Origin of the sequence: Thermoactinospora rubra, assembly GCF_002093975.1 — a bacterium.
GTDB classification, from domain to species: Bacteria; Actinomycetota; Actinomycetes; order Streptosporangiales; family Streptosporangiaceae; genus Nonomuraea; species Nonomuraea rubra_A.
In genome coordinates this window covers 289,150-315,571 of the sequence record NZ_KZ084326.1, presented here as the reverse complement: position 1 = coordinate 315,571, position 26,422 = coordinate 289,150, and the positions used below count along the sequence as shown (strand labels likewise).

The 26,422-nt window shown below is 73.7% G+C and carries 19 protein-coding genes and 1 pseudogene; 6 read left to right on the top strand and 14 right to left on the bottom strand.

The features are described 5' to 3' along the window. Positions 1-4: 4 nt before the first annotated feature. The 4 genes and pseudogenes from BSB02_RS05800 to BSB02_RS41990 form a co-directional block, all read right to left on the bottom strand. A complete protein-coding gene (locus tag BSB02_RS05800) occupies positions 5-253 on the bottom strand; it encodes a hypothetical protein (protein WP_084957532.1) in 249 nt (82 codons plus the stop codon). Between the two features lie 113 nt (positions 254-366). Further along, positions 367-1,239: an acyl-CoA thioesterase II gene (gene tesB / locus BSB02_RS05795; RefSeq protein WP_084957530.1), complete on the bottom strand. Its 873-nt coding sequence runs from the start codon at positions 1,237-1,239 to the stop codon at positions 367-369. 74 nt (positions 1,240-1,313) lie between these two features. After that, positions 1,314-2,134, bottom strand: a pseudogene (locus tag BSB02_RS41995) (HRDC domain-containing protein); the annotation flags it as partial. Between the two features lies 1 nt (position 2,135). After that, positions 2,136-3,317, bottom strand: a 1,182-nt coding sequence (locus tag BSB02_RS41990) for an ATP-dependent helicase (protein WP_240506207.1), incomplete at its 3' end; no start/stop codon positions are given. A gap of 134 nt (positions 3,318-3,451) precedes the next feature. Here BSB02_RS41990 and BSB02_RS05785 point away from each other — a divergent pair. Both BSB02_RS05785 and BSB02_RS05780 read left to right on the top strand, forming a co-directional pair. Next, positions 3,452-4,363, top strand: coding sequence for an alpha/beta hydrolase (locus tag BSB02_RS05785; protein ID WP_084957526.1), 912 nt, complete (start codon positions 3,452-3,454; stop codon positions 4,361-4,363). Between the two features lie 67 nt (positions 4,364-4,430). Continuing rightward, positions 4,431-4,676, top strand: coding sequence for a glutaredoxin domain-containing protein (locus BSB02_RS05780; protein ID WP_084957524.1), 246 nt, complete (start codon positions 4,431-4,433; stop codon positions 4,674-4,676). Positions 4,677-4,751: 75 nt separating this feature from the next. Here BSB02_RS05780 and nudC read toward each other — a convergent pair whose 3' ends face one another. After that, positions 4,752-5,720, bottom strand: a complete 969-nt coding sequence (gene nudC, locus BSB02_RS05775; RefSeq protein ID WP_084957640.1) for an NAD(+) diphosphatase — start codon at positions 5,718-5,720, stop codon at positions 4,752-4,754. A 227-nt stretch (positions 5,721-5,947) separates the two neighbouring features. Here nudC and BSB02_RS05770 point away from each other — a divergent pair, with 227 nt between their 5' ends. The 4 genes from BSB02_RS05770 to BSB02_RS05755 are packed head-to-tail and all read left to right on the top strand — an operon-like array spanning position 5,948 to position 11,218. Next, positions 5,948-7,108: an ATP-grasp domain-containing protein gene (locus tag BSB02_RS05770; RefSeq protein ID WP_240506206.1), complete on the top strand. Its 1,161-nt coding sequence runs from the start codon at positions 5,948-5,950 to the stop codon at positions 7,106-7,108. After that, positions 7,105-8,601 (top strand): IucA/IucC family protein, encoded by a 1,497-nt coding sequence (locus BSB02_RS05765; RefSeq protein WP_240506205.1) that lies wholly within the window; start codon positions 7,105-7,107, stop codon positions 8,599-8,601. The genes BSB02_RS05770 and BSB02_RS05765 overlap by 4 nt, the downstream gene beginning before the upstream one ends. Before the next feature lie 2 nt (positions 8,602-8,603). After that, a complete protein-coding gene (locus BSB02_RS05760; RefSeq protein WP_084957518.1) occupies positions 8,604-10,151 on the top strand; it encodes an IucA/IucC family protein in 1,548 nt (515 codons plus the stop codon). Between the two features lie 11 nt (positions 10,152-10,162). Beyond that, positions 10,163-11,218: a type III PLP-dependent enzyme domain-containing protein gene (locus BSB02_RS05755; RefSeq protein WP_240506204.1), complete on the top strand. Its 1,056-nt coding sequence runs from the start codon at positions 10,163-10,165 to the stop codon at positions 11,216-11,218. Here BSB02_RS05755 and BSB02_RS05750 read toward each other — a convergent pair. From BSB02_RS05750 to moeZ, 9 genes are all read right to left on the bottom strand, one after another. After that, positions 11,203-14,463, bottom strand: a complete 3,261-nt coding sequence (locus BSB02_RS05750) for an ATP-dependent helicase (protein WP_084957515.1) — start codon at positions 14,461-14,463, stop codon at positions 11,203-11,205. The two genes, BSB02_RS05755 and BSB02_RS05750, sit on opposite strands and share 16 nt — an antisense overlap. Continuing rightward, positions 14,457-17,672 carry an ATP-dependent helicase gene (locus BSB02_RS05745; RefSeq protein ID WP_084957513.1) on the bottom strand — a complete coding sequence of 1,072 codons (3,216 nt, stop codon included), beginning with the start codon at positions 17,670-17,672 and terminating at the stop codon, positions 14,457-14,459. Before BSB02_RS05745 ends, BSB02_RS05750 begins: the two co-directional genes overlap by 7 nt. 105 nt (positions 17,673-17,777) lie before the next feature. Continuing rightward, entirely contained in the window at positions 17,778-20,498 is a 2,721-nt protein-coding gene (locus BSB02_RS05740) for a CDP-glycerol glycerophosphotransferase family protein (protein WP_084957511.1), read from the bottom strand. 207 nt (positions 20,499-20,705) lie between these two features. Then, positions 20,706-21,023, bottom strand: coding sequence for an MGMT family protein (locus BSB02_RS05735; protein ID WP_143590276.1), 318 nt, complete (start codon positions 21,021-21,023; stop codon positions 20,706-20,708). A 10-nt stretch (positions 21,024-21,033) separates the two neighbouring features. After that, a complete protein-coding gene (locus tag BSB02_RS05730) occupies positions 21,034-22,218 on the bottom strand; it encodes a S8 family serine peptidase (RefSeq protein ID WP_084957509.1) in 1,185 nt (394 codons plus the stop codon). Beyond that, the gene (locus BSB02_RS05725; protein WP_240506203.1) at positions 22,212-23,132 is read right to left on the bottom strand and encodes a hypothetical protein; all 921 of its coding nucleotides are present in this window, start codon (positions 23,130-23,132) and stop codon (positions 22,212-22,214) included. Before BSB02_RS05725 ends, BSB02_RS05730 begins: the two co-directional genes overlap by 7 nt. A gap of 38 nt (positions 23,133-23,170) precedes the next feature. Beyond that, the gene (locus BSB02_RS05720; protein ID WP_240506202.1) at positions 23,171-24,412 is read right to left on the bottom strand and encodes a S8 family serine peptidase; all 1,242 of its coding nucleotides are present in this window, start codon (positions 24,410-24,412) and stop codon (positions 23,171-23,173) included. After that, positions 24,400-25,158 carry a hypothetical protein gene (locus tag BSB02_RS05715; RefSeq protein ID WP_240506201.1) on the bottom strand — a complete coding sequence of 253 codons (759 nt, stop codon included), beginning with the start codon at positions 25,156-25,158 and terminating at the stop codon, positions 24,400-24,402. The genes BSB02_RS05720 and BSB02_RS05715 overlap by 13 nt, the downstream gene beginning before the upstream one ends. 68 nt (positions 25,159-25,226) lie before the next feature. Then, positions 25,227-26,408, bottom strand: coding sequence for an adenylyltransferase/sulfurtransferase MoeZ (gene moeZ, locus BSB02_RS05710; RefSeq protein WP_084957506.1), 1,182 nt, complete (start codon positions 26,406-26,408; stop codon positions 25,227-25,229). Between the last annotated feature and the right edge of the window lie 14 nt (positions 26,409-26,422).

Sequence of the window (26,422 nt, the reverse complement as noted above, 5' to 3'; positions counted from 1 at the left end):
CCGGTCAGGATATGACCGGTTCGTCCCTCCAGGGTTGCGGACCACGCAGTCCACCCTTGTCGGCGATCTGCTGGGTCGGCACGTGCTGGGCGCCGGCGCCGGCGAAGGCCGGGACGGCGTAGCGCACACGCAGGAAGAAGGCAGACTTCTCCCGCCGCGCGCCGGTGGGCCCATCGGCGAGCCTCGGGCTCGACTCAAGGCATGCGAAGGCGAGCCACTGCGTGGCCGAAGCGTTCGTCATGCTGATCACCACTGGGACTCACCTCCACTCAGAAGACAGATCGTCGGACAGGAGCGTCCGACTCGCATGACCATGACCCTAAACCGGGAAGCCCAAGACGGGCAACTTATTTTCTAGCTGGGATTTCACGGATTTGTGATACGGATCATGGCCTCCTGGACCACGGACACCACGAGGTCTCCCGACGCGGTGAACATCTGCCCGCGAGCCAGGCCTCGGGCGCCGCCGGACCACGGCGACTCCTGCGCGTACAGCAGCCACTCGTCGGCGCGGAAGGGCCGGTGGAACCACATCGCGTGGTCCAGCGAGGCGCCCATGACGTTGGAGGCGCCCCAGGCCAGGCCGTGGGCCAGCAGGACCGTGTCCACCAGCGTGAAGTCGGAGGCATAGGCGGCCAGCACCACGTGCAGCAGCGGGTCGTCGGGCAGCTCGGCGTCGCAGCGGAACCACACGTTGGTCTCGGCGCTGCGCAGCGAGGGGTCCTTGTGCGCCTCCCAGGTCAGCGGCGAGGCGTAGCGGGCGTCGATCGGCCGGGGCCGCTCCAGCCAGGCCCGCCACTCCGGGTCGTCGCCGACGACCTCGCGCATGCGCTCCTGGAAGGTCGGAAGCGTCTCGGGCGCCGGCACCTGCGGCATGGTGGCCGCCTGGTGGTGGACGCCCTCCTCGGCGATGTGGAACGAGGCGGACATCGTGAAGATCGCCTTGCCGTGCTGGACGGCGACCACGCGCCGGGTGGTGAAGGACCGCCCGTCGCGGACCCGCTCGACGTTGTAGACGATCGGGACCGACGGATCGCCGGGACGGATGAAGTAGGCGTGGAGGGAGTGCACGTTGCGGTCGGACGGCACTGTGCGGCCCGCCGCCACGAGCGCCTGGGCGGCCACCTGGCCCCCGAAGACCCGTTGGATGCGCTCCTCGGGGCTGCGCCCGCGGAAGATGTCCAGCTCGATCTGCTCGAGGTCCAGGAGGTCGAGCACCTCCTTGAGCGCCTCGTTCACTGCTCCCCCTTGGTTGGACTTCGGCCTAGAACAGTGTGGCGTGTCCCGGCGCGGCCTCGCACCAGGGGGTGGACCTAGCGCTCGCCCCGGCACAGGGCGAGCACCGCCTCGCCGTACTTGTCGAGCTTGACCCGGCCGATCCCGGCGATGGACAGCAGCTCCTCCTCGGTCGCGGGCACCCGTTCGGCGATGGCCTGGAGCGTCACGTCCGTGAACACGACGTACGGCGGGACCTTGGCCTCCTTGGCGGTCGCCGTACGCCAGGCCTTGAGGGCGGCCAGCAGGGCCTCGTCGTAGTCGGCCGGGCAGGTGGCGCACCGGGCGAGCTTCTGCTCGGCGGCGGCCACCAGCGTCTTGCCGCAGATCCGGCAGTGGACCGGGGCGGCCGGGCCGGTACGGCGGGAGCCGGAGGAAGCGCGCGGCGGGGCCGAGGGGCGGCCCGTGAGGCCGTCGAGGAAGCGTGAGGGGCGGCGGCTCCTGCGCCCCCCGGGCGAGCGCGCCAGCGCCCAGGACAGGTGGAGGTGGGCGCGGGCGCGCGTGATGCCCACATACAGCAGGCGCCGCTCCTCCTCGATCTGCTCGGGCGTCTCGGCGTAGACGATCGGCAGCATGCCGTCGGTGAGGCCGACCAGGAACACGGCGTCCCACTCCAGGCCCTTGGCGGCGTGGAGGGAGGCGAGCGTGACGCCCTCGACCGGCGGGGCGTGCTGCTCGGCGGCGCGGCGCTCGAGCTCGGCGACGAAGGCCGGCAGGTCGGCGCCCTCGGCGGCCATGTCCTCGGCGAGGTCGGCCAGGGCCTTGAGCGAGTCCCACTTCTCGCGCGCCTTGCCGCCTCCGGCGGGCGGCTCGGGGGTGAGGCCGACGCCGGACAGGATGTGGTGGACCTCCGAGGCCANGACCCCCCCCCCCTGCCGTACCTCGGGGCGCTCGAAGAAGCGCTCGGCGCCGCGGACGAGGTAGGGGATGCCGGCCTTGGCCAGGGCCTCCTCGTAGGCCTCCGACTGGGCGTTGACGCGGAACAGCACGGCCACCTCGCGCGCCGGGACGCCCCGCTCCGTCAGCCTGGCGATGGCGCGGGCGACGGCCTCGGCCTCGGCGGGCTCGTCGTCGTACTCCTCGAAGACCGGCGCCGGCCCCTCCGGGCGCTGGGCGACGAGCTCCATGCGGTGGGGGGCGCGGCTCTTGGCGAGCACGAGGTTGGCCAGGTTGACCACCTGCGGGGTGGAGCGGTAGTCGCGGACCAGCTTGATCACGGTCGCGTGGGGATACTCGACCGCGAAGTTGGTCAGGTAGCGCGGGGTGGCGCCGGTGAAGGAGTAGATCGTCTGGTTGGGGTCGCCGACGACGCACAGGTCGTCGCGCCCGCCGAGCCAGGTGTCGAGCAGCATCTTCTGCAGCGGATTGACGTCTTGGTACTCGTCCACCACGAAGTAGCGGTATTGCTGGCGGATCTGGGCGGCCACCTCCTGGTGCTCGGCCATCACCGCGGCGGTGAGCTCCAGGATCGTCTCGAAGTCGACGAGGTGGCGCTCGCGGCGCAGCCGTTCGTAGGCCTCGTAGAGCGCCGCCACCTGGGCGGCCTCGATGGGCGGGGTGCGGTGGTGCTTGGCGGCGGCCGCCTCGTAGTCTTCGGGGCCGATCTGGGTGACCTTGGCCCACTCGATCTCGCTCGCCACGTCGCGCAGCTCCGACCGGTCGGTGTTACGCCTCAGCCGCCGGCTCGCCTCGGCCAGCAGCGGCAGCTTGGACTCGATCACGGCCGGCGCCGAGCCGCCGATGACGCGCGGCCAGAAGTAGGTGAGCTGGCGCAGCGCGGCGGCGTGGAACGTGCGCGCCTGCACGCCGGGCGCGCCCAGCTCGCGCAGGCGCTGCCGCAGCTCCCCCGCCGCGCGTGTGGTGAACGTCACAGCGAGCACGCCGTGCGGCTCGACCACCCCGGTGTGGACGGCATGGGCGATCCGATGGGTGATCGCGCGGGTCTTGCCCGTGCCTGCTCCAGCGAGCACGCAGACGGGACCGCGCACGGCCTCGGCCACCTCGCGCTGCTCCGGGTCCAGCCCGGCCAGAACATCTCGCACGCCCTCATCCTCCCAGCAGGTGGCGGCGGGGACCGCCGGTCTGGCACCATGCCGCCCGGAGTCCGGGATAATCGCCGAGATGAAAAGGTAGGTCATCGCCCCGACAATCGTGGGCCGGGGAAAGGAAGGCACGTTTGCGAACCGCGGTCCCCCTAGCGGCTCTCGCCCTCGTTGTGCTGACGTCGGCCACCGCGCCCGCCGTCGCGCACGCCACCGTCAAGGATCCCACCCCGGAGCCGACCCACAGCGTCACCGACCGCGCCGGCGTCGGCGGCCTGTCCGTCGAGACCGTCTCCTACGGCAGGCACAGGCGGCAGTCCATGGACGTCATGTGGACGCCCGACGGGATCCGCCGCCCGGGCGTCTTCGTCATCCACGGCGGGTGGTGGTCGGCGGGCGACAAGAGGCAGGCCACCCAGATCGCCCGCAGCTACGCCGATCTCGGCTACACCGTCTTCAACCTCAACTACCGCCTGTCCGGCGACGCCCCCTGGCCGGCGCAGCGCACCGACGTGCTGGCGGCCATCGGGACCGCCGTCAAGCACGCGGCCCGCTGGTCCTTCGACTCCAGCAACTACGTCATCCTCGGGTTCTCCGCCGGCGGCCACCTCGCCGCCTCCGCCGGCACGTACGGCGACGGCCGGCTGCCCGGGCTCAAGGGCGTGGTCGGCGTCTCCCCCGTCCTGTCGCCCCTGCTCGCCTACCGGGACGGCGAGAACTCCCTCGACCCCTACCGGCGCAAGCTCCGCGAGGCGGCCATCCAGCTGGCCGGGGGCTGCGAGCCGGCGGGCAAGTGCGCCCGCATCTGGGCGAGCATGGAGGTGGCCTGGCACGCCAGCCGCAGGGACGCGCCCATGCTGACCGTCCACTCCCAGGACGAGTTCGTGCCGCCCGCGCACAGCCAGGTCGTGAAGAACATGCTCACCCAGGTCGGCGTGCCGATGACGGTGGTCACCGAGCCGGGCGTGGCCCACAGCGCGCCGCTGTACCGGACGCTGGGCGTGGCGGAGCTGATCCAGACCTGGATCAGCGAGCGCATCGGGTGATCATGAGGATGACGCGGAGCGCCCGCGTTGTTAACGAAGGCGCCTCATGACAGAAAGGACCTCTTCCATGGCGCTCACCGTCTACAGCACCACGTGGTGCGGCCCGTGCAAGCGGCTCAAGTCGCAGCTGACCCGCGAGGGGATCGCGTATCGGGAGATCGACATCGAGCGGAGCCCCGGAGCGGCCGAGTTCGTGATGAGCGTCAACAACGGCAACCAGACCGTCCCGACCGTGGTCATCGAGACGCCGAAGGGGAAGGTCGTGCGCACCAACCCGAGCGTGCTGGAGGTCAAGGCCCTGCTGGGGGTGTGAGCGATGACGAAGTCCCGGCCGGGTGTTTCCGGCCGGGACTTCGTCATGTTCTTGAGCTCGGTGGACTCGCGCGGCTCACCAGTCTCCGGCGAGGTGCCCGCCGTACCAGGTCTCGATCAGCCGCCTCGCGATCGACACCGGCGGCGGGAGCCGTACCTCGCCGGAGGCCAGCGCGCCGGCCAGCTCCTCCCGCGTGAACCAGCGGGCCTCGGCGATCTCCTCCAGGTCGAGCGTGACGTCCGTGGAGAGCGCGTCGGCGAAGAAGCCCAGCATGAGGCTGCGCGGGAAGGGCCAGGGCTGGCTGCCGAGGTAGCGCGGGCGGGTGACCGCGATGCCGACCTCCTCCGCGACCTCGCGCACCACGGCGTGCTCCAGCGACTCCCCCGGCTCGACGAAGCCCGCCAGCACGGACATGCGCCCGGCGGGCCACTGGGGGCCGCGCGCCAGCAGGCAGCGGTCGTCGGCGTCGCGGACGAGCATGATGACCGCCGGGTCGACGCGCGGGAAGTGCTGGCTGCCGTCGCGGGGGCAGACGCGGACGTGGCCGCCGTGCTGGACCTCGGTCGGCGAGCCGCAGCGCGGGCAGTGCTGGTGGGTGCCGTGCCAGGCCTCCAACGCCACCGCGTAGACCAGCAGCCCGGCGTCGCGGTCGCCGAGCAGGCCGCCGACCTGGCGCAGGCCCGCGGCCACCGGCCGGCCATCGGGCGTCTCGTCGATCCGCATGGGGACGGTGACCCGGCCGTTGGCGTCGCCGCGCGGCGGGACGGGCAGCGGCGCGGCGACGGCGAAGTAGCTGACGCCGCTTTCCACCCCGAGGAAGTAGCGCTCGCCCGGTGGCGCCTCCGCCGTGCCGTACAGGACCGCGGTCACCTGCCCGCCCGCCCTGCTGACCAGGGTCTGGCCCTCGCTGACCAGCAGGACCCTGGTGGCGGGGTCGGCCCAGGCACGTTCCAAAGCGTCGGCGTCGGCGCGCATGGCGGCCGAACGGTCAACCGTCCCCCTCGCGAGCAACAAAGGGCCCAGCAACTGCTCGCCAGCGATCATCGACACGCGCACACCCTCCCGGAGCCCTGGCCATCCTACGCCCACGCGACAGTCCCGGCCGGAGGACGGCCGGGACTGTCCTATGACGCTAGGCGGCCGGGGAGCCGGGCTCGGTGAGACGGCGATGAGAAAACTCTCATAGTCTCCAATTACCGTGACCGGGGCCCGTGATGATCTCCGGACGGCTAGGATCTCGGGGGTTAGGTTAGCCTTACCTGATCTCGGGGGTGCCACCGTTGCGGCTCTACCTGACCGCCATGAAGCCGACCGACTCGGTGACCCACGGCTTCCTGCCCGCCGCCCGGGCGCTGGGCTGCGAGGTCACGATCCTGACCGACCGGCCGGAGCAGCACCCGGACGCCGTCCGCTGCGACGTGCGCGACCCGCGCGCCCTGATCGACGCCATCGAGCACCTGGGCCGTCCCGACGCCGTCTTCACCAACTCCGACCACCTCCAGACCGAGACGGCGCTCGCGGCCTCCTACTTCGGCCTGCCCGGCAAGGACTGGCGCGCCTGCCTGGCGGCCAAGAACAAGTACCTCATGCGCCGCAGGCTCGCCGAGGCGGGGGTGGAACACGTCCGTTCGGTACGGCTCCCGCCCCGCGGCCCCCCCCCCGGCCCCCCCGCCCCGCGGCCCCTGCCGTACCCGCTGGTCGTCAAGCCCCGGGAGGGCGTGGCCAGCGAGGACGTGCTGCTGGTCGAGGACGGCCTGGACAAGGCCGTCGCCCAGGTGCGCGAGCGGCGTCCCGGCGAGGCGGTCGTCGTGGAGGAGTACCTCCAGGGGCCGCTCAGGACGCTGGAGACGCTGGGGGACGGCGCGAGGGTCGAGGTGCTCGGCGGCTTCCGCACCACCCTGGGACCGCCGCCGCACTTCGTGGAGGAACGCCTCGACTGGGACCCGGCGCCGCCCGACCCGCACCTGCCGGCCGCGCTGCGCGCCCTCGGCGTGGGGTTCGGCGCCTGCCACACCGAGTACGTGGACACGCCCGCCGGGCCGCGCGTGGTCGAGGTGAACTACCGGGTCATCGGCGACCACTGCGACTTCCTGCTGGCCGACCTGCTGGACCTGCCGCTGTTCGAGCTCGTGCTGCGCGTCCACCTCGGCGAGCCGCTGCCCGCGCTGACCAGGCCCGGCGGGTACGGCACGGCCGTCAGCGTCGTCGCCGACCGCTCGGGCGTGATAACGGCGGCGCCGGGCCCGGCGGAGCTGGCGGACGGCGAGGTGCGCCTGTGGCACCGGCCCCTGCGGGGCGTGGGCGAGACGGTCGAGCTGACCCACACCAACCGCGACTACCTGGGCGTCATCCGCGCCGTCGGCCCCTCGCGGGAGCGGGTGGAGCGCGCCGTGACGGCCTTCCGCGCGGCCCAGCCGTGGGTGATCTCGTGATCGCCGCCCGCGTGCTGAACGCCCTGCTCCGCGAGGACTACGGCGGCCTGGCCGCGCGGGTGACCAGGAGCAGGGACGGCGTGGCGATCGAGCTGGCCACGGGCAGGCGCGTCCGCCTCGTCCCCGGGCGGCTCTTCCAGGACTTCGTCGTCGCCCCCGGCGAGGAGCTGGAGCTGGAGGAGGTCCTGCGGACGCTGGAGTCGGTCGCCGACCCGGCCGACGCGGCGGGCGTGGCCGCCTTCCGCGAGGAGTGCGCGGAGGCGCAGCTGGCCTGGGACCTGCTCCAGGAGCACCGCGAGAGCGTGCTGGCGCGGCTGACCGGCCGGACGCTGATCGACTACGAGTCGCTGGCGGCGTTCGCCGACCACCCGATCTACCCGACGTCGCGGGCGCGCGCCGGGCTCACGGCGGCCGACCTGCTGGCGTACGCGCCCGAGTTCGCCCCGTCGTTCGAGCTGCGCTGGGTGGCCGTACTCCATCCGAGCGGCATGGACCTCCCGCCGTGGTGGCCGAAGCATGAGGACGTGGGCCTTCCCGACATTCCTGGACATGTCCTCTTTCCGGTGCATCCGCTGTCGCTGGCGCAGGTCGCGGCGATCGACGGCGTGACGGTCGCGCCCCGGCCGTACCTCACGGTCCGCCCCACGCTGTCCATGCGCACGGTCGAGGTCACCCCCCGCGTCCACCTCAAGCTTCCCCTGGCCACCAGCACGCTGGGCCGGCGCAACCGGCGCTCGATCAAGCCCTCGACGCTCGAGGACGGCGCGAGGGCCCAACGCCTGCTGGAGCGCCTCGCCGACCCCGACGTGCTGGTCGCCGACGAGCAGACCTACGCCCACGCCGGGCACGAGTACCTCGGCTGGATGCTGCGCCGCCTGCCCGAAGGGGAGATCATCCCGGTGGCCGCGTTCAACGCCCCCGGCGTGGACCCCGCGCCCGAGCTGATCGAGCGCTACCTGCGCGTGCTGCTGCGGTGGAACGTCCGGCTGTTCGTCCGCTACGGCGTCGCGCTGGAGGCGCACCAGCAGAACCTCGCGGTCGTGCTGCGGGACGGCGAGCTGAGGCTCCTGGTCAAGGACAACGACGGGCTGCTCGCCTCGCCCGCGCGGCTGGCCGCCGCGGGCGTCGAGCCGCCGGGCTTCGCCGACGAGCGGATGCTGACCGACGACCCGCACGCGCTGGCCGACGTGTTCGTGACCGTCACGCTCCACCTGGCCGCCGCCGCGGTGGTCTTCGGCGCCCTGCCGGAGGACCGCGCGGCGCGGCTCCTGCGCGACACGCTGGAGGAGGCGCTGGCCGAGCACGGCCGCGACCCCATGGCCAGGATCCTGCGCGCCCGCACGCTGGAGGCCGCCCGGCTGACCGGCAAGTCGATGGTGATCGCCGGGACGCTCGTGGCCAAGGAGCGGACCGGCGCGCGCGACGTCAACAAGTACTACGGCACCAGCGGGCCCAACTACCTGCGCGCCGTCTCCCTGCGAAGGAGTGCCTGATCGTGGACAGCCTGGTGCTTGATGCGTCGTCGGCTCTTGCGGAGAACGCGACGCTGGCCGCGCTGCTGCGCTGCTGCGTGCGCGAGGTGGCCGGGGTGCGCGGCCTGGTGTGGCCGGCGCCGCCGTACCTGCTGCTGCGGGTCGGCGGGGCGCTGCTGCGGGCCCGCACGTACGGCGGCGCCGCGCTGCGGTTCGAGGGGACGCCCGAGCGGCTGGAGGGCGGGCTGTGGCGGCCGCTGACCTCCGAGGAGCTGGTACGGCTGGCCGAGGCCGAGCTGGGCGCGGGCGAGGGGGTGGGCGCAGGTGCGGCCAATCCCGAGTTCGCGGCCCAGGTGGCGGCCAGCCGGGAGGCGATCGCGGCCATCGTGCGCGCGCGCGGCGAGGCGGCCCCGCCCACCGACCCGTGGCTGGCCTCCGAGCAGGCGCTCGTCTACGGCCACCCCTTCCATCCGAGCCCGAAGTCGCGCGGCGAGGGCTGGCTGCGCTACGCGCCGGAGACGCACGCGGAGTTCCCGCTGCGGCTGCTGGGCGTGCGGGCGGACGTGGCGGCCCAGAAGGGCGAGGTGAGCGCGCTGGACCGGCTCGGCCAGGCGCCGCCGGGGTACGTGCTGCTGCCCGCCCACCCCTGGCAGCTCGACCTGCTCGGCGTGACGTTCGACGACCGGCTGGTGGACCTGGGCGAGACGGCCTGGCCGGTGACGCCGACCTCGTCGGTGCGCACGGTCTACGACCCGGTGAGCGGCGTGTGCCTGAAGTTCAGCCTGGATGTGCGCATCACGAACTGCGTGCGGAAGAACGCCTGGTACGAGCTGGCCGGAGCGGTGGAGCTGACCTCGCGGCTGGCGCCCGTGTTCGCCGGCGTCGCCGCCAGGTTCCCCGGCACGCGGTGGCTGCGCGAGCCCGGGTACCGCTCGGCCGCCCTGGGCCCGCGCCTGCTGGAGGGCCTGGGCGTGATCGTCAGGGAGAGCCCGTGGACGGTCGCCAAGGCGACGCCGGTGCTGGCCGGGGCCCTGGCCGCCGGGCCGCTGGAGGTGGCGGACCCGGTGGCCTGGTGGTCGGCCTACGTGTCGGCCGTGGCGCTGCCGGTGCTCGATGCGTACTTCACGCACGGCGTCGTCCTGGAGCCGCACCTGCAGAACGTCCTGGTCGGGATCGACGGCCTGCCGCGGGAGGCGATCTTCCGCGACCTGGAGGGGACCAAGCTCGTCGCGGGCCGCCACGACCTCGCGGGCCTGGAGCCGAGGGTGGCCGAGGCGCTGACCTACGACGCCGAGCGCGGCTGGGCCAGGGTGGTGTACTGCCTGGTCGTCAACCACCTCACCGAGATCGCCGCCACGCTGGCCGGCGGGCGCGACGGCCTGCTCCGCGAGCTGTGGCGCGTCGCCGGTAAGGTCGTCGGCGACTACGCCGACTCGATCGGCCGTCCCCTGCCCCTGTCCGACCTGCTCGCCGGGGCGCCGCTGCCGGCCAAGGCCAACCTGAGCGTCCGGTGGGCCAGGCACGCGGACCGCGCCGCGGGCTACGTCCCGATTGCGAACCCTCTGGCATGATTTCCGCGAATGTGCGTGATGCGGTGCAGCGCCTCACGAGCTTCCCCGCCTACCTCTACGACCTGGCCGCGCTCGACGAGCACGCGGCAGCCGTACGGCGGGCGATGGACGGGATCGAGCTGTACTACGCGGTCAAGGCCAACCCCGACGCCGAGCTGCTGCGGGTGCTCGCCCGGCACGTGGACGGCTTCGAGGTGTCCTCCGGCGGGGAGTTCGCCCACGTCACCGGGCTGTTCCTGGAGGCGCGGGTGGCCTTCGGCGGCCCCGGCAAGACCGACGAGGAGCTGGCGCTGGCCGCCCGGGCGCACCGCGTCCACGTGGAGTCGCCCGGCGAGCTGCGCCGCCTGGTAAGGCTGGGCCTGCCCGCCGAGGTGCTGCTGCGGCTCAACCTCGAGGTGCGGGTCGAGGGCGCGGCGCTGCGGATGGACGGGCCGTTCGGGATGGACGCCGAGGCCGTGGCCGAGTGCCTGCCGCTGTTCGGCGAGCGCGTACGGCTGCGCGGCGTCCACGCGCACCTGGCCAGCGGGCTGGCGGCGCCCCAGCTGCTCCAGCTGGCCGCCGAGGTGCTCAGGCACCACGCCGGGGAGGTCAACGTCGGCGGCGGCATGGCGGTCTCCTACGCCGACCCGCAGGCGCGCTTCGACTGGGAGTCCTACGGCAAGGGCCTGGCCGAGCTGCGCCGGCCCGGGCAGGTGGTGCGGATCGAGCCGGGCCGGGCGCTCACGGCGTACTGCGGCTACTACGCGACCCGCGTCATCGACGTCAAACGGGTGCACGGCAGGTCCTACGCCATCGTGCAGGGCGGCACCCACCACCTCCGCACGCCCGTCACCAAGGGCCACGACCAGCCCTTCACGGTCCTCCCCGCCCGGGTGGGCCGGGAGGAGCCGGTCACGGTCGTCGGCCAGCTGTGCACGCCCAAGGACGTCTTCGCCCGCGACGTCCCCGCCTCGCTCCGGCCGGGCGACATCGTGGTGTTCGAGATGGCCGGCGCCTACGCCTGGAACATCTCCCACCACGACTTCCTGATGCACCCCAAGCCGGCCGTCCACTACCTGCCGGGCTGAGTCTCCGGAACCGACTCGATGAGCGCGACCAGACCGGCCTCGTCCAGCAGGTTCACCGGCCTGACGGTCTGGTTGAGCCGCACGTAGTGGAAGGCCGCGCCGACCCGCTCCAGCGGGACGCCCGCCAGGTGGGACCAGGCCAGCCGGTAGGCGGCCAGCTGGACCGAGGCGGCCTGGGCGGCCCTGCCCGCGGGCGGCCGCCCGGTCTTCCAGTCCACGACCTCATAGCGGCCGTCGTCGTCCAGGAACACCGCGTCCATGCGGCCGCGCACCAGCCGGTCGCCGATCACCGTCTCGAACGGCACCTCCTGGTCCACCGGCCGCCGCCCGGCCCACTCGCTCTCCTCGAAGCGGGCCTGCAGCTCGGCCAGCCGTACGTCGATCTCCTCCGGCTCCTCGAGGCCGAGCTCGAAGTCGTCGATGAGGCGCTGCTGGCTCCAGCGGGACTCCAGCCATTGGTGGAAGGAGGTGCCGCGGCGGGCCAGCGGGGCGGGTTTGCGCGGCACCGGGCGGCGGATGCGGCGGGCCAGCTCGGCCGGGTCGGCGGCGAGGGTCACCAGGGAGGAGACGGTCAGCCTGGAGGGCAGCTCGACCGTCAGCCCGGCGCGGTCGGCGTGGGCCTCGCGCTCGCGCAGCAGCAGCTCGGCGTCGCGCTGCCAGGCCCTGAGCCGTTCCTCCTCGAAGGGGCGCAGGGGCTCGTCGGCGGCCGGTTCGAGGAGCCCGGCCAGCGCCTCCTCCACCATGCGGGCGCCGTCGAGCACCGACTCGTACCGCAGGCCCTCGGGCGTGACGGGCCAGGTGGCCTCCGGCGGCTCGGCCAGCAGCGGGTTGGTCGCGCCCTCCTCCGGCTCGGGCGCCCAGTGGGCGACCCGGTCGGCGGTGTCGCGGATCTCCAGCAGGAACTGCGAGGGCTCCAGCGGCTTGGTGGCGGTGCCCCAGCGGTAGCCGGAGGCGATGAGGTGGTAGTGGGCGCGGGTGACCGCCACGTAGGCCAGCCGCCGCTCCTCCATCAGGTCACGCTCGCGCGACTGCTCCTCGAAGGCGGCCAGCTCCTCCTTGCTCAGCCCGGTGAGCCTGGGCAGGTCGCTCGCGTCGCCGCGCAGGAAGGAGGGCAGCTTGCGCGGGTTCTCGGTCCATCGCGTGTTGGCGGCCGGGGTGGAGGGGAAGACGCTGCCGGTCGTGATCCCCTTGGCGCTGGTCAGCTGCGACAGGCCGGGCACCACGACCACCGGCCACTCCAGGCCCTTGGCGGCGTGAACGGTCATGAGCTTGACCGAGTTGCCGTCGCTCACCCGGCCGCCCTCGAGCCCGAACTCCTCGCTCTCGGCCGCCTGCAGGTAGGCGAGGAAGGCGCCCAGCGTGGGGTCCTCGGAGTCGCCCGCGAAGCGCGAGGCCGCGTCCTGGAAGGCGTCCAGGTCCGCGCGGGCGGCGAACGCGCCGCCCCTGGCGACCACCTCGATGTCCAGCCCCATGCGCCGCTCGATCTCGGTGATCAGGTCGGGCAGCGGCTGGGCGGCGCGGGCCCGCAGGGCGCGCAGCTCGTGGGCGTAGGCGATCAGGCGGGTGCGGGCCAGCGGCGAGAACAGCTCGTGCCACTGCGGCCGGTCGGGCAGCTCGTCCAGCGCGTCGACCAGGCTGCCGCGCTCCTCGGCCAGGTCGGCGACGACCTGCTGGAGCGGGTCGCTCTCCTGGCGGGAGCCCTCGCGTGACTCGCGGTTCAGCTCGCGGGCGCACTCCCCCAGCTGCTTGAGGTCGGCGGGGCCGATGCGCCAGCGGGGCCCGGCCAGCAGGCGGACCAGCGCGTCGCCGGCGGTCGCGTCGTAGAGCACCCGCAGGGTCGCCACGACGTCGGCCACCTCCGGCACGGTCAGCAGCCCGCCCAGGCCCACCACCTCGACCGGGATGCCGCGTTCCTCCAGCGCCCTGCGGATCATCGGGAACTGCGACCGCCTGCGCGCCAGGATCGCCACGTCACCCGGCTGTACGGCGAGCGTCTTGGCCTTCCTGCGCTCGCCGTCGCCCCACGGCAGCCCGTCGGGTGCGGTCTCGGTCCTCAGCAGCCTGGCGACACCCTCGGCGATCCAGCGGGCCTCGTCCTCGGCCGTCTCGTGGAAGGCGCAGGTCACCCGGCCCCGGTCCACGCGGTTGGGGCCGGGCACCAGGACGGGCACCTCGCGGGCCTCCATGCGCAGCGGCAGCTGGATCCTGGCCGCCACGTCGAGGATGCGGTCACCGTTGCGGAAGCTCACGCTGAGCCGGCGGACGGGTGCGGGGTCGCCCGAGGGGGTGCGGAAGTCCTGGGAGAAGCGGCGCAGGTTGCCCGAGGAAGCGCCGCGCCAGCCGTAGATGGACTGGCACGGGTCGCCCACCGCCGTCACCGGGTGGCCCTCGCCGAACAGGCTCCTGAGCAGCACCAGCTGGGCGTGGCTGGTGTCCTGGTACTCGTCCAGCAGCACCACCGCGTACCGGCCGCGCTCGATCTCGCCCACCTCGCGGTGGTTGGCGGCGATCCGGGCGGCCAGGGCCATCTGGTCGCCGTAGTCGATGACCTCGCGGGCGCGCTTGATCTTCTGGTAGGCCTCCACCAGCGGAAGGAGCTGCTCGCGCGCCTCCTGCACGGCCAGCGGGCGGCGCTGCTGCGCGTTGGTCCTGCCGCGCAGCTCGCCGTACCTCTCCTTGAGCCACTCGCCGGCCCGCCGCACGTCGGCGGGGGTGCGCAGGTGCTCGGACAGCTCCCCGGCGAGCTCCAGCACGGCGGCGGTGACGCTGGCCGGGCTGAGCTCGACCTTGTCCATCGGCCCGTCGTACATGGCCACCACGCGGGAGGCGAGCTGCCAGGAGATCGCCGGGGTGATCAGCCGCAGCGTCGGCTCCAGCGCCTCCCGCAGCGCGTGGTCGGTGACCAGGCGGGCGGCGTAGGCGTGGTAGGTGGAGACCGTGGGCTCGTTGTCGAGCACCTCCGGGTCGACGAGCCCGGCCTGGGCCAGGCCGGCCAGGCGTTCGCGGACGCGATGCGCCAGCTCGGCGGCGGCCTTGCGGGTGAAGGTCAGACCGAGGATGTGCTCGGGGCGGACCAGGCCGTTGGCCACCAGCCAGACCACCCGCCCGGCCATGGTCTCGCTTTTGCCCGACCCGGCGCCGGCCATGACGACCATCGGCTCCAGCGGCGCCTCGATGACCGCCGCCTGCTCCGGGGTCGGGGGCAGGATGCCCAGCTTCTCCGCCAGCTCGACCGGGGTCAGCACACCTGGCCTCCGTTGTCGCTGACCGGGCAGGAGCTCCTGGCCGCGCAGGTGCGGCAGCCGTCGTTGACCTTGGCCTGGAAGAACGGCCCCGACATGCCCAGCGCCACGGTGTCGACCAGGTCCTTGGCCCAGCCGGGGTCGGGGTCGTCGGCCAGGGCCGGCTGCCGCTGCTCCACCGCGTCCTTGCCGGCCGCCTTGCCGACCTGGACGAGCGCCGCGCCGCCCGGCTCGGTGAGCCCGTGCTTGGCGAAGGCCTGCAGGAGTACGGCGAGCTGGTAGACGCCCAGCTGGGGGTGGCGGTCGAGGTCGCCGGGCTTGGGCTTGCCCGACCCGGTCTTCAGGTCGATGATCACGGCCCGGCCCTCGGCGTCGCGCTCGACCCGGTCCACCCGGCCGTGGATCTCCACGCCCTCGGACACCTTCACGGCGAACGCCTCCTCCAGGGCGACCAGCTCGCGCGGGTTCTCCTTGTGCCAGCGCAGGAACCTGGCCACCATCTGCTCGGCCACCTGGCGCTGCTTCCTGTTGAACCACACGCCGCCGAAGTCCAGCTCGCCCCAGACGTCATCCAGGCGGCGGCTGAGCAGGTCCTCGGCGGGCAGGTCGGTGGCGGCCAGCACGGCCAGGGCGTGGATGACCGAGCCGAGGCCCTGCGCGCTGCTGGTGCCGCTCGCGCCGACCGCCGTCTCCAGCAGCCAGCGCAGGCCGCACTTGGTGAAGCTCTCCACGGCCGACGGGGAGATCCTGACGGTGTCGCCGGGCCAGCCCAGGGGGCGGTCGTCGCTGATCGGGGTGAGGGCGTACCAGTCGTTGGGGTGCGCCCCCTGGACGCCGGCGGCGGCCAGGCGGGCGAGCTGGCGGGCGGCCTCCTGGCGGACCTTGGCCGGCCTGGTGGGGTCGGCGACGGCGCCGCGCAGCTCGGCCACGAGCGCCGACATGGTCAGCCAGCGCGACCGGTCGTCCGCGCCCGCCGCGTCCACGCCGCCGGGCAGCAGCTCCTGCAGGAACCGCGACGGCTGCTCCTCGGTGTCGTCGCCGCCCACGGCGGTCACCACCAGCTTCCTGCGCGCCCGCGTCGCGGCGACGTAGAAGAGCCTGCGCTCCTCGGCCAGCAGCTTGGAGGCCAGCTGGGCGGCGACCACCTTCGTGGAGTCCAGCGGCAGGCCCTCGGCGAGCTGGATCATGCTCTCCACGCCCAGCATGGAGCCGCGCAGCCGCAGGTCGGGCCAGACGCCCTCCTGCACGCCCGCCACGACGACCACGTCCCACTCCAGGCCCTTGGCGCGGTGCGCGGTCATCACGTGGACGGCGTCGCCTTCGGGGGCCCGGTCCGCCAGCGTGTCCGCCGGGATCTCCTGGGCCGCCAGGTCGTCGACGAACACCCCGGGCCCGGCCTTGGGCATGCGGTCCACGAACTTGGCCGCGTAGTCGAACAGCGCGACCACCGCGTCGAGGTCGCGGTCGGCCTGGGCGCCCCTGACGCCTCCGGCGAGGCTCTGCTCGGTCCACTTCTCGGCCAGGCCGCTGGCGTCCCACACCTCCCACAGGACCTCCTCGGCGGTGCCGCCCCGCCCCACCGCGTCCCCGGCGGCGGCCAGCAGCCTGGCCACGCGCTCGGCGGGCAGCGCGACGTGCGGCTCGACGCGGGTCAGCTCGCGGGCGTCCTTGAGGGCGGCCACCAGCAGCTCGCCGGAGGTTCTGGGCTCGATGTCCTCCCCGGCGAGCTCCACCGCCTCGTTCTCGGCGATCTTCAGGGCGCGGCGCAGGCGGCGCACGCCCAGCATGTCCGTGCCGCCCAGGGGGCCGGTGAGCAGCTCCTCCGCCACGGCCTCGTCCAGGGCGCCGGGGTTGATCGCCACGCGGATCAGGGTGAGCAGCGGCCGCACGCCGGGCTCCTGGGCGAGCGGCACCTCGTCGCCGGCGACCAGGGTCGGGACGCCGGCAGCCACCAGCGCCCTGCGCATGAGCGGCACCTGCCGGGTCGCCGAGCGCACCAGCACGGCCATCCGGTGCCACGGCACGCCGTCGACGAGGTGCGCGCGCCGCAGGGTGTCGGCCACCAAGGCGGCCTCCTGGTTGACGCTGTCGGCCAGCAGCACCTTCACCTCGCCCGGCTCGGCGTCCGGCAGGGGCAGCAGGTCCCTGTGTCCTCGCACCCCGGTACGGCTCGGCGGCTCGCCGGCCTCGGTCGGCAGGGGCGCGACGGGCAGGCGGGCCGCCACGCGGCGGGAGGCCTCCAGCAGGACCGGGCCGCTCCTGCGGCACACGCGCAGGGCGACGACCGGCGCCTCGCGGCCGTGACGGTCGCGGAAGCGCTCGGGGAACCTCAGGATGCCCTGCACCTCGGCGCCGCGGAAGCCGTAGATCGACTGGTCGGGGTCGCCCACGGCGATGAGGTCGCGCCCGTCGCCGGCCAGCTGCCTGAGCAGGAACTCCTGGGCCGGGTCGGTGTCCTGGTACTCGTCCACGAACACGGCGTCGTAGGCCTCGCGCTCGCGCAGGCGGATCTCGGGGTCGGCGAGCAGGCCGCCCGCCTCGCGGATCAGCTCGGCGTAGTCGAGGACCGGCTCGGGGTCCAGGTCGAAGCGGGCCTCGTAGCGCAGGGCGAAGCGGCCGGCGGCGATCCAGTCGGCCCTGCCGTACTGGCGGCCCAGCTCGACCAGGCGCTCGCCGTCCAGGCCGCGTTCGGCGGCGCGGGCCAGGAAGTCCCTCAGCTCCTCGGCGAACCCCCGGGTCTTGAGCGCCTCGTGGAGGTGCTCCGGCCAGCCGCGGGCGCCGTCCTCCAGTTCGCCGTGGAGCAGGCGCCGGATCTCCAGCAGCTGCTCGGGCCCGGTCAGCAGGCGCGGCTGCGGGGCGCCGGACAGGACGGCCTCGCGGCGGACCAGGGCGTAGGCGTAGCTGTGGAAGGTCATGGCGAGCGGCGAGCGGGTGGTGCGGCGCAGGCGCGCGGTGATGCGGTCGCGCAGCTCGCTGGCGGCCTTGCGGCTGAAGGTCAGGATGAGGATCCGCTCGGGGTCCTGGCCCCGGCGCTCCACGCGGTCGACGACGGCCTCGACGATCGTCGTCGTCTTGCCGGTGCCGGGACCGGCGAGGACCAGCAGCGGGCCGCCCTCGTGGCCGACCACGGCACGCTGGTGCTCGTCCAGCTCAGGGGGCGCCGATCGTCCCGCGCCCCCACGTCGCACCAACCGCCAGGTCTGACCACTCACAACCCTCCATTCCACCAGACCACAGGCGTAGATCGTGCCGAGTTGACCGTTCTGGTCGCGGGATTCGCCAAAAGGGCAGGCGGGCGGCGCCGGCCCGCCCCGAGATCAGCCCCAGATGTGGTCGACCACGCGGGCCGTGGCCTTGCCGTCGTCGCGGGGCGCGAAGGTCGCGCGGAAGGCCTCGTACCGGTCGGCGTGCGAGGCGGCCACCGCCTCGATGTCGCGCAACGCGGCCACCACCTCCGCGCCCGTCGAGAGCACCGGCCCCGGCGCCTGCTCCCGCAGGTCCAGGTACAGCCCGCGCTTGGCCGCGTACTTGTCCAGGTCGTAGGCGAAGACCAGCACCGGCTTGCCCGTGGCCACGAAGTCGAACATCGACGAGGAGTAGTCGGTCACCAGGACGTCGGCCACCAGCAGCAGGTCGGCGGTGTCGGGATAGGTCGTCACGTCGATCGCGCCGGCGGGCACGTTGGGCATCGCCTGCATGGGGTGGAAGCGCACCAGCAGCTGGAAGAAGTCCGCCGCCGGCAGCTTGACCGAGGCGTTCTTGCGGTCATAGTCGCGCCAGGTGGGGGCGTAGAGCACGACCGGACGGTCCTCCCGCAGGCCCAGGCGGCGGCGGATCTCGGCGGCGCGCTCGGCGCGGTCGGGCGAGGACAGCACGTCGTTGCGGGGCAGCCCGCTCTCCAGGATCTCGCCCTGGTAGTTGAAGGCCCGGCGCAGGACCTTGGTGGCCCAGGGCGACTGCGACAGCAGCAGGTCCCAGCCGCGCACCTCGGCGGCCTGGCGGTACCACACGGGCGGGCGCGGGTCGCGCCGCATGTGGGGCTGGTCGTTGCCGATGTGCTTGGCCGGGGTGCCGTGCCAGGTCTGCACGACGACCTGGTCGTCGCGGGCACGGAACCAGGTGGGCAGGAAGGAGTTGGTGACGATGTGGCGCGAGCGCGCCAGGGCCTCGTAGTGCTCGCGGCTGCCCGCCCGGATCAGGGTCGCCCCGGCGACCTCGAAGGCGCCGTCCTTGACGATCCAGATGTGCTCGCCGTCGTCGCCGCGGCGCAGCCGTTCCTCGAAGACGGCGCGCACGCTGTCGGCGTAGAGGCGGCCGTCGTTGACGACGTAGACCGTGGCCTCGCGCAGCGGCTGGGTGCGCTGCGCCGGGTAGAAGACGCGGCGCAGCTGGTGGTTGCCCGCCACGCCCTTCTCGTCGGCGGGCCGTACCTCCTCCACCATGACGACCGGCACGTCGAAGCGGGTGGAGACCAGGCGGTAGGAGCGGCCGCCCACGGTGCGGGGGTCCTCGTCGAGGCCGGGCAGGGCGGTGTGCTCCATGCGCACCGGCACGATCTCGCCCGAGGGGTGGCGGACCGACATGGTCCAGGTGCCTGACGCCAGCGGTACGGCCTCGCCGAAGCGGTCCATGGCGGACGGCGTGAGCCGTACCTCGAAGTCGTCGCCCGTGCGCGCCATCGGCAGGGTGTACATGAGGCCGGAGCGGTGCCGCAGCGACAGGTGCGTGGCGCCCGCTTTATCGGGATATTTCCCCCGAAGGATCAGCGTGGCGTCCTCCCACACGACCGAGTGGATCACCGGGCGGATACGGTGCGCGGAGACGACCACGCGGTCGCGGCGGTCGCCGAGCACGGTGATCTCGCGGTCGCCGACCACGGCCCTGGTCTCCCCCGCCGAGGAGAGCATGACCGAGGCCGCCGGATCGCCCTTGGGCTCCACCCACAGCCGGCGGCCGTCCTTCTCGTTGACGAGCGACGGCACGGCCAGCTGGACCACCACCAGCGTGCCCTCGGGCACGGGGGTGAAGTCGGCGGCGATGCGGTGGCCGCCGAGGCGGGCGTGCCCCTTGGCCACGCTGCGGCCCGGCAGCATGACCCGCAGCTCCAGGCGCTCGGTGTCGACGTCGACGCCGACCAGTTCGGCCCGGTTGGGCTGCAGCACCACCTGGAGCGCCCGGTCGGAGGTCCACACCGGCCGCACCCACCAGCCGGGCCGGATCTCCAGCCCGGCGGGCCGCTCGGTGCGGCCCAGGGCGGCGCCGCGCAGCAGGCCGATGGCGCGGGCGCCGCGGCTCCAGAAGACGATCTCGGCGCGCCACGTGGTCGTCTCGGGCACGGCCATGCGGCGGCGCAGGAGCCGCCGCACGCCGCTGACGACCGCGCGGGCCGAGGCCCGCCAGCGCAGCGACCAGGGGCTCAGCTCGGCCGTGAAGCCGGACCAGTCGTAGTTGCAGCCCGGCTCGCGGGCGCCGTGCGTGGCCTCCGGGGCGTAGACGCGCCTGGTGCGCAGCCGTACCGGGGGCAGCCAGCGGGGACCGCGCAGCACCACGGTCGCCCAGTTGAAGCGGCGGCTGCGGACCGACAGGCCGGCCAGGTAGGCGTGCCCGTGGACGTGCAGCCTGCCGTCCTTCCAGTGGATGTCCTCGATGTGGGTGACCGGGACCAGGTCGGCCTTGCGCAGCCGGAACAGCGGGGCGGGCAGCTCGTCGCGGAAGGGCAGGTCGGCGTACCAGCGCAGGCCCTTGCGGATGCGCTTGGACGGCTCGGCCGCCGCGGTGACGACCTTGACCAGCGTCTCGCCCTCGACCAGCTCCTCGTCGCCGCGGGTCTCGATCAGGTGCACCAGCAGCCGCCGCGCCACCGGCAGCTCGCGTTTGACGCGGGGCGAGACCTGCGCGAGGTAGGGGCGCAGCAGCTCGACGAGCTCGCGCCGGCGCGCCGCGCCTTTCTTGATCGCGTGGTCCATGCGCGCGCCCAGCGGCCCGCTGAGTGCCCCGGCGTCGAAGGCGTCGAGCCCGCCCCGGCCCACGGCCCGCATGACCGCGGGCAGAGGCTCACCTCGATCGCAGAGCTCTTGGACAACCCGCAGGCGCTCGGCGACCGCATCGCCGCCCTGGCTCGGGGCTGTGACGCCGGTGGCCATCGGGGAGACCCCTTTCCCAACCCGCTTGTCGCTTGTTCTGGCCATGGTAATGGCCGCTTGCCGAGCTCCTCGCCGATTCGGACACGTCAGCCCAGCTCAGCATCATTCCTGAATTTCCGCTGAGGACGTGGCGACGCCCCCGTCCCAGCGGGCGCGGCGCATGTCCACCCGCTCCCCGCGCATGGGCGTGCCCTCCTCGCGCCAGCGGCGCAGGCACTCCCGCTCGTGCCCGGGCACGGGGGTGCCGTCGGCGTGCACGACGCGCCACCACGGCACGCCGCCACCCCACGTCGACATCACGCGCCCGACCTGCCGCGGGCCGCCCTCGCCCAGGTACTCGGCGATGTCGCCGTAGGCCATGACCATGCCGGGCGGGATGCGCTCCACGACGTCGAGCACACGTTCGGCGAAGTGATCCACTGGCGGAACTCTAGCGACGCTGGTTGAGCACCGCCACCGCCCAGCCGAAGGCCACCAGGCCCAGCAGCGCCCCGCCCCCGAAGATCCACAGCCGCACCGGGTCGGGGCCGGGGCGGGAGGGCAGCGGGGAGTCCTCGCCCGCGCCGAAGTGGGTCTCGTCCGGTACGGCCACGCTGCGCCGCTGGCCGCTGAGCCGTTCGGCCGCGCCGAGGGCGGCGGCCGCGTCCACCACCCCGAAACCGACCTTGTCGTCGTATCCCGCGAACGGCCGGCCGTGCGTGCTGGCGGTGAGCGCCTGGGCGACCTGCTCGGGGCGCATGTCCGGATACCTGGCCTTGATCAGCGCCGTCACCCCGGCGACGAGCGCCGCGGCGGCGCTGGTGCCCTCGGTGAGCGGGTAGTGCCCGTTCCGGTCGGCCACGGGCACGCCCACGCCGGGCGCGGCCACCAGCACCGACATGTTGTCGCTGCTGAAGGCGGCGGCCTTGCCGTTCTTGTCCACGGCCCCGACGCCGATCACGCCGGGGTAGCCGGCCGGGAAGGTCCAGTAGGACGTGCCGTTCATCTGGGTGTAGAGGCTCTGGCCGTCGTTGCCGACCGCGGCCACGAGCACCGCGCCGCGGCCCAGCGCGTAGGAGACCGCCTCGCGCTCGGACCGGTCGGTCCGGTGGTTGCCGACCGACATGCTGATCACGTCGGCGCCCTGGTCGGCGGCGTAGCGGATGGCCCGGGCCAGGGCGCTGCGCGAGGAGCCCAGGAAGTCCTCGCCGGGCGGGATCAGGCCCGCCCCGCCGTCGGGCTCCTCGGGGACCAGCGGCAGGGACAGGATGCGCGCCTTGGGCGCGACGCCGACGAGCCCGCCGTCGGCTCCCGATCCGGCGATCAGCGACGCCATCGCGGTCCCGTGCCGGCCTGGCGTGCTCTCCTCCCGGCTCTCAGGGGAGGACAGGTTGGGGCCGACCGTGACCCGGCCGCGCAGCTCCTTCAGGCGCGGGTCGACGCCGCTGTCGATCACCGCCACGGTCACGCCCTCGCCCTTCGTGACCGACCACGCCTGCTCCACGTTGAGCGCGTTGAGCACCCACTGCTGCTGCTCGCGCACCGGGGGCGGCGCCGTACCGGTCTGCGAGCCGGTCAGGGGACCCGACAGGAGCAGGACGCCGGAGGCCACGACGGCGCGCAGGGCGGTCAGCACACGTTCCCCTGGGTGCAGGGCGGGACCTTGGGCGGGTCCGCGAGGAAGTAGGCGATCTGGTTGCCGATGGAGCGGGCCGCGGGCCACAGCTCGCTGTGCAGGATCTCCTCGGGCGGCACCGCGGCCCGGGTGCGGCCGTCGGCGTAGCCTCCGGTGGAGAAGACGATGTACGGCCCGGCGCCCACCCAGCCGTTGCGCTGGCGCTGGTCGACGCCGAAGCGTTCGGTCACCGTGCCGGGGAAGGCCACCGGCAGCACGCCCACGCGGTCGTCGCCGGTCAGCTCCTCGGTGGCCGAGACCCTGGCCTCCTCGTCCTTGAGCACGGCCACGCCCACGGTGAAGACGAAGCTGGAGGTCTGGTCGACGTAGGTGGCCCTGAGCATGGTCACGCAGCCGTGGCGGGTCAGCACGTCGGCCACCGCGCCGTCCACCGCCTGGCCGCAGCGGACCTCGGGCGCGATGCCGACGCGGCGGGCGTACTGGGTGGCCCGGCCGAGCCCGAGGTACTTGACCTCCGCGGGGAACACGTCGGTGGCGGACCAGGCCTGCCAGCGGCGGGCGATCTCCTCCTGCTGGTAGCGCATCTGCTCGGTCGGGGTGAGGGGACGGGATCGGGTCTCGGCGACCAGCCCCACGGTCCCCAGCAGCACGACGAGGGCGGAGACGGCGACGATGCCGCCGAGCAGGCCGAGGAAGAGGGACCGGTAGCGGATCCCCTGCTGGAGCGCGGCCGTCTCGGCCCGCTGCCGCGCGGCCTGGGCGCGTGCCCTGGTGGAGGCGGCGGGCCAGGAGCGGACGCGCGAACGGCGGGCGACCCCCTTGACGGGACGCGCGCCGGCGAAGGGCTTGGCGCCCTGCTCGGCGCGTGGCAATGGGGGCGCCGGCTTCCTCCGTGCCCTGGCCTCGTCGCTCACTCGCACACTCCGCGGATGCTTACGCCTATTTCGTCCCCCTATGGACGCGGATCATGCGTGCCCGCGACCGCCCATCCGCCGCACCTCCTGGCCAGGACGGCGATGGCGGCCACGCCCAGCAGCGCGCCCAGCACGCCCGCCACCGCGACGGTCCCGTAGAGCGTGATGCGCCGCTGGTCGCGCCGGATCACCTGGACCGGCTCGGCCGCGCCCGGGCCGAGCGGCTTGCCGGGGTCGTGCGCCGACCTGGCGACCAGCGTGTGCCGGGAGAGCTTGGCGGCCTCGGCCAGGGAGCGGGCGGCGCTCACGACGCCGAAGCCCGTGCCGGTGTCGTAGCCGCCCTTGGGCTGCCTGATCACGCCCCTGGTCAGCGCTTGGGCGACCAGCGGGGGCGACATGCGCGGGTACCTGGACTTGATCAGCGCGGCCACCCCCGACACCAGCGCCGTGGCCTGCGAGGTGCCGCGGCCGACCCAGTACTCGTCGCCCGGCCCGGCGCCCAGGATGTCCACGCCCGGCGCGGCCACCAGGACCGAGGGGTTGACGTTGGAGAACGACGCCCGGCGCAGCCTGCGGTCGATCGCCCCGACGGCGACCACGCCGGGGAAGGCGGCCGGGTAGGAGTAGGGCGCGAACCCGTTGACGCCGGCCTTGCGCGCCCCCTCGTTGCCCGCCGCGGCCACCAGCACCACGCCCTTGGAGATGGCGTAGCGGATCGCGGCCCGCTCCTCCTTGGTCGCCAGCTCCTTGGAGATCGACATGTTGATCACGTCGGCGCCGTGGTCGACCGCGTAGCGGATGCCGTTGGCCACCACGTTCTCGTACCGCTCGGCCGTGTTGAACTTATGGAACCCCGGCTCCTCGTCCTCCAGGATCACCCGGACCGACAGCACCCTGGCCTCGGGCGCGACGCCGATCACGCCCCGGGAGCCGCCGGGGCCGTGGCCGTGCCCGGCGATCAGCGAGGCCATGTAGGTCCCGTGGAGCCTGCGGGGCGGCACGCCGGGCGGGTTGGCGCCCTCGGTGAAGTCCTTGCCCACGATGACCGAGCCCGCCAGGTCGCGGTGGCCGGGGTCCACCCCGGAGTCGAGCACGGCGACGGTCACGCCCTTGCCGCGCGTGGTGGTCCAGGCCTTCGGCAGCTCCATCGTCCGGATCACCTCGCCCTGGGCGCCGCGCACGTCGTCGGCCCGCGCGGGGGCGGCGGCCAGCAGGACGGGCAGCAGCACCGCGACCGCCCCGCCGAGCCGCCGGGCCCGGCCGGCGTTCAGCACCGCCACCCCTCCTCCGCGCAGTCGGGCACGCGCGGCTCGCTCAGTCGCTCCAGAACCTGCTCGCCCAGGTCGGGGGCGAAGGCGAAGATCGCGGGCCGCTGCTCCCGCACGGCCCGCGCCGGCCGCCCGTCGCTCTGCCCCGCCGTGGTGAGCACGACGTACGGCCCGGCCTGCCGTACCGAACCGGCCTGGCGTCCCGCGTCGGTGAACCGCTCGGCGACCGTCCCCTTGAACGGCACGGCGCGCAGGCCGGGCACCGCCGACCCGCCCTGGGGGAAGGCCAGGGCGACCCGCTGGGCGCGCGGCTCGTCGGGCAGCACGACCACGCCGACGCTGACGACCACGCCGCCGAGCGCGTCGAGGTAGGTGGCGCGCAGCACGGCGCGGCAGCCCGCCTCGCGCAGCGCCTGCCGTACCTCCTCGTCCACGGCCGGGGCGCAACCGGTCAGCGGCGAGATGCCGACCCGGCGGGCCCGCTCCTCGCCGCCCTGCTCGGCCGAGTAGGCGAGGGACTCCGGGAACACGCGCCCGGCCGGCCAGGTGCGCCAGCGCTCGGCCACCTCCTCCTGGGCGGCCGCCGCCAGCTCGGCCTCGGTGGGGCCCCGGGTGAGCTCGGCGACGACGGTGCGCACGCCCAGCACGGCCGCGACGGCGCAGAGCACGCTCAGCGCGGCGGCCACCATCAGCGACGGCCAGGTCCGCGCTCGCACGTGGACGCCCACGCCGCTCGCGCGATGGTCGAAGCTGCTCACAAAACCGACCCTAATAGGGACGAACAGGCACAGGCACCCGTTCGTCCCTTTCGGGGGTCAGCAGGAGGTCAGTAGGTCGGCAGGCTGGGGTCGACCGCCTTGACCCAGCTCAGCACGCCGCCGCCGACGTGGACGGCGTCGGAGAAGCCGGCGTTCTTGACGATCGCCAGCACCTCGGCGCTGCGCGCGCCCGACTTGCAGTGCAGCACGATGCGCTTGTCCTGCGGCAGCCTCTCCAGGGCCGAGCCGTTGATGAACTCGCCCTTGGGGATCAGCGTGGCGCCGGGGATGGAGACGATCTCGTACTCGTTCGGCTCGCGGACGTCGATGAGGAAGATGTTGTCCCCGCGGTCCTGCATGGCCTTGAGCTCGGTGGCGGTGATGGTCGAACCCGACGCGGCCTGCGCGGCCTCGTCGGAGATCGTGCCGCAGAAGGCCTCGTAGTCCTCCAGCAGCTCGGTGATCGTCGGGTTCTTCCCGCACAGCGCGCACTCGGGGTCCTTGCGGACCTTGACGTCGCGGTACTTCATCTCCAGGGCGTCGTAGATCATCAGGCGGCCGACGAGCGGGTCGCCGATGCCGGTGATGAGCTTGATCGCCTCGTTGACCTGGATGGACCCGATCGACGCGCACAGCACGCCCAGCACCCCGCCCTCGGCGCAGCTGGGCACCATGCCGGGCGGCGGCGGCTCGGGGTACAGGCAGCGGTAGCACGGCCCGTGCTCGGCCCAGAACACGCTGGCCTGGCCGTCGAACCGGTAGATCGAGCCCCACACGTACGGCTTGCCGAGCAGCACCGCCGCGTCGTTGACCATGTAGCGGGTGGCGAAGTTGTCGGTGCCGTCGACGATCAGGTCGTACCCCGAGAAGATGTCCATCACGTTCTCGGTCGTCAGAGACGTGTTGTGGACGATCACCTCGATCAGCGGGTTGATCTCGCGGACCGTGGCGGCGGCGCTCTCGGCCTTCAGCCGGCCCACGTCGGACTGGCCGTGGATGATCTGGCGCTGCAGGTTGGACTCGTCGACGACGTCGAAGTCGATGATGCCCAGCGTGCCGACACCCGCGGCGGCCAGGTACATCAGCGCGGGCGAGCCGAGCCCTCCGGCGCCCACGCACAACACCTTGGCGTTCTTCAGCCGCTTCTGACCCGCCATCCCCACGTCGGGGATGATCAGGTGTCGCGAGTAACGGCGCACTTCATCGACGCTCAGCTCGGCGGCCGGCTCGACCAGAGGTGGCAAGGACACGGTTCTACGCTCCC

Coding starts and splice junctions, on each gene's coding strand:
- BSB02_RS05780 (WP_084957524.1), top strand. CDS start 4,431: ATGGCGCTCACCGTCTACAGCACCACGTGGTGCGGCCCGTGCAAGCGG.
- nudC (WP_084957640.1), bottom strand. CDS start 5,720: ATGATCGCTGGCGAGCAGTTGCTGGGCCCTTTGTTGCTCGCGAGGGGG.
- BSB02_RS05740 (WP_084957511.1), bottom strand. CDS start 20,498: ATGCGGGCCGTGGGCCGGGGCGGGCTCGACGCCTTCGACGCCGGGGCA.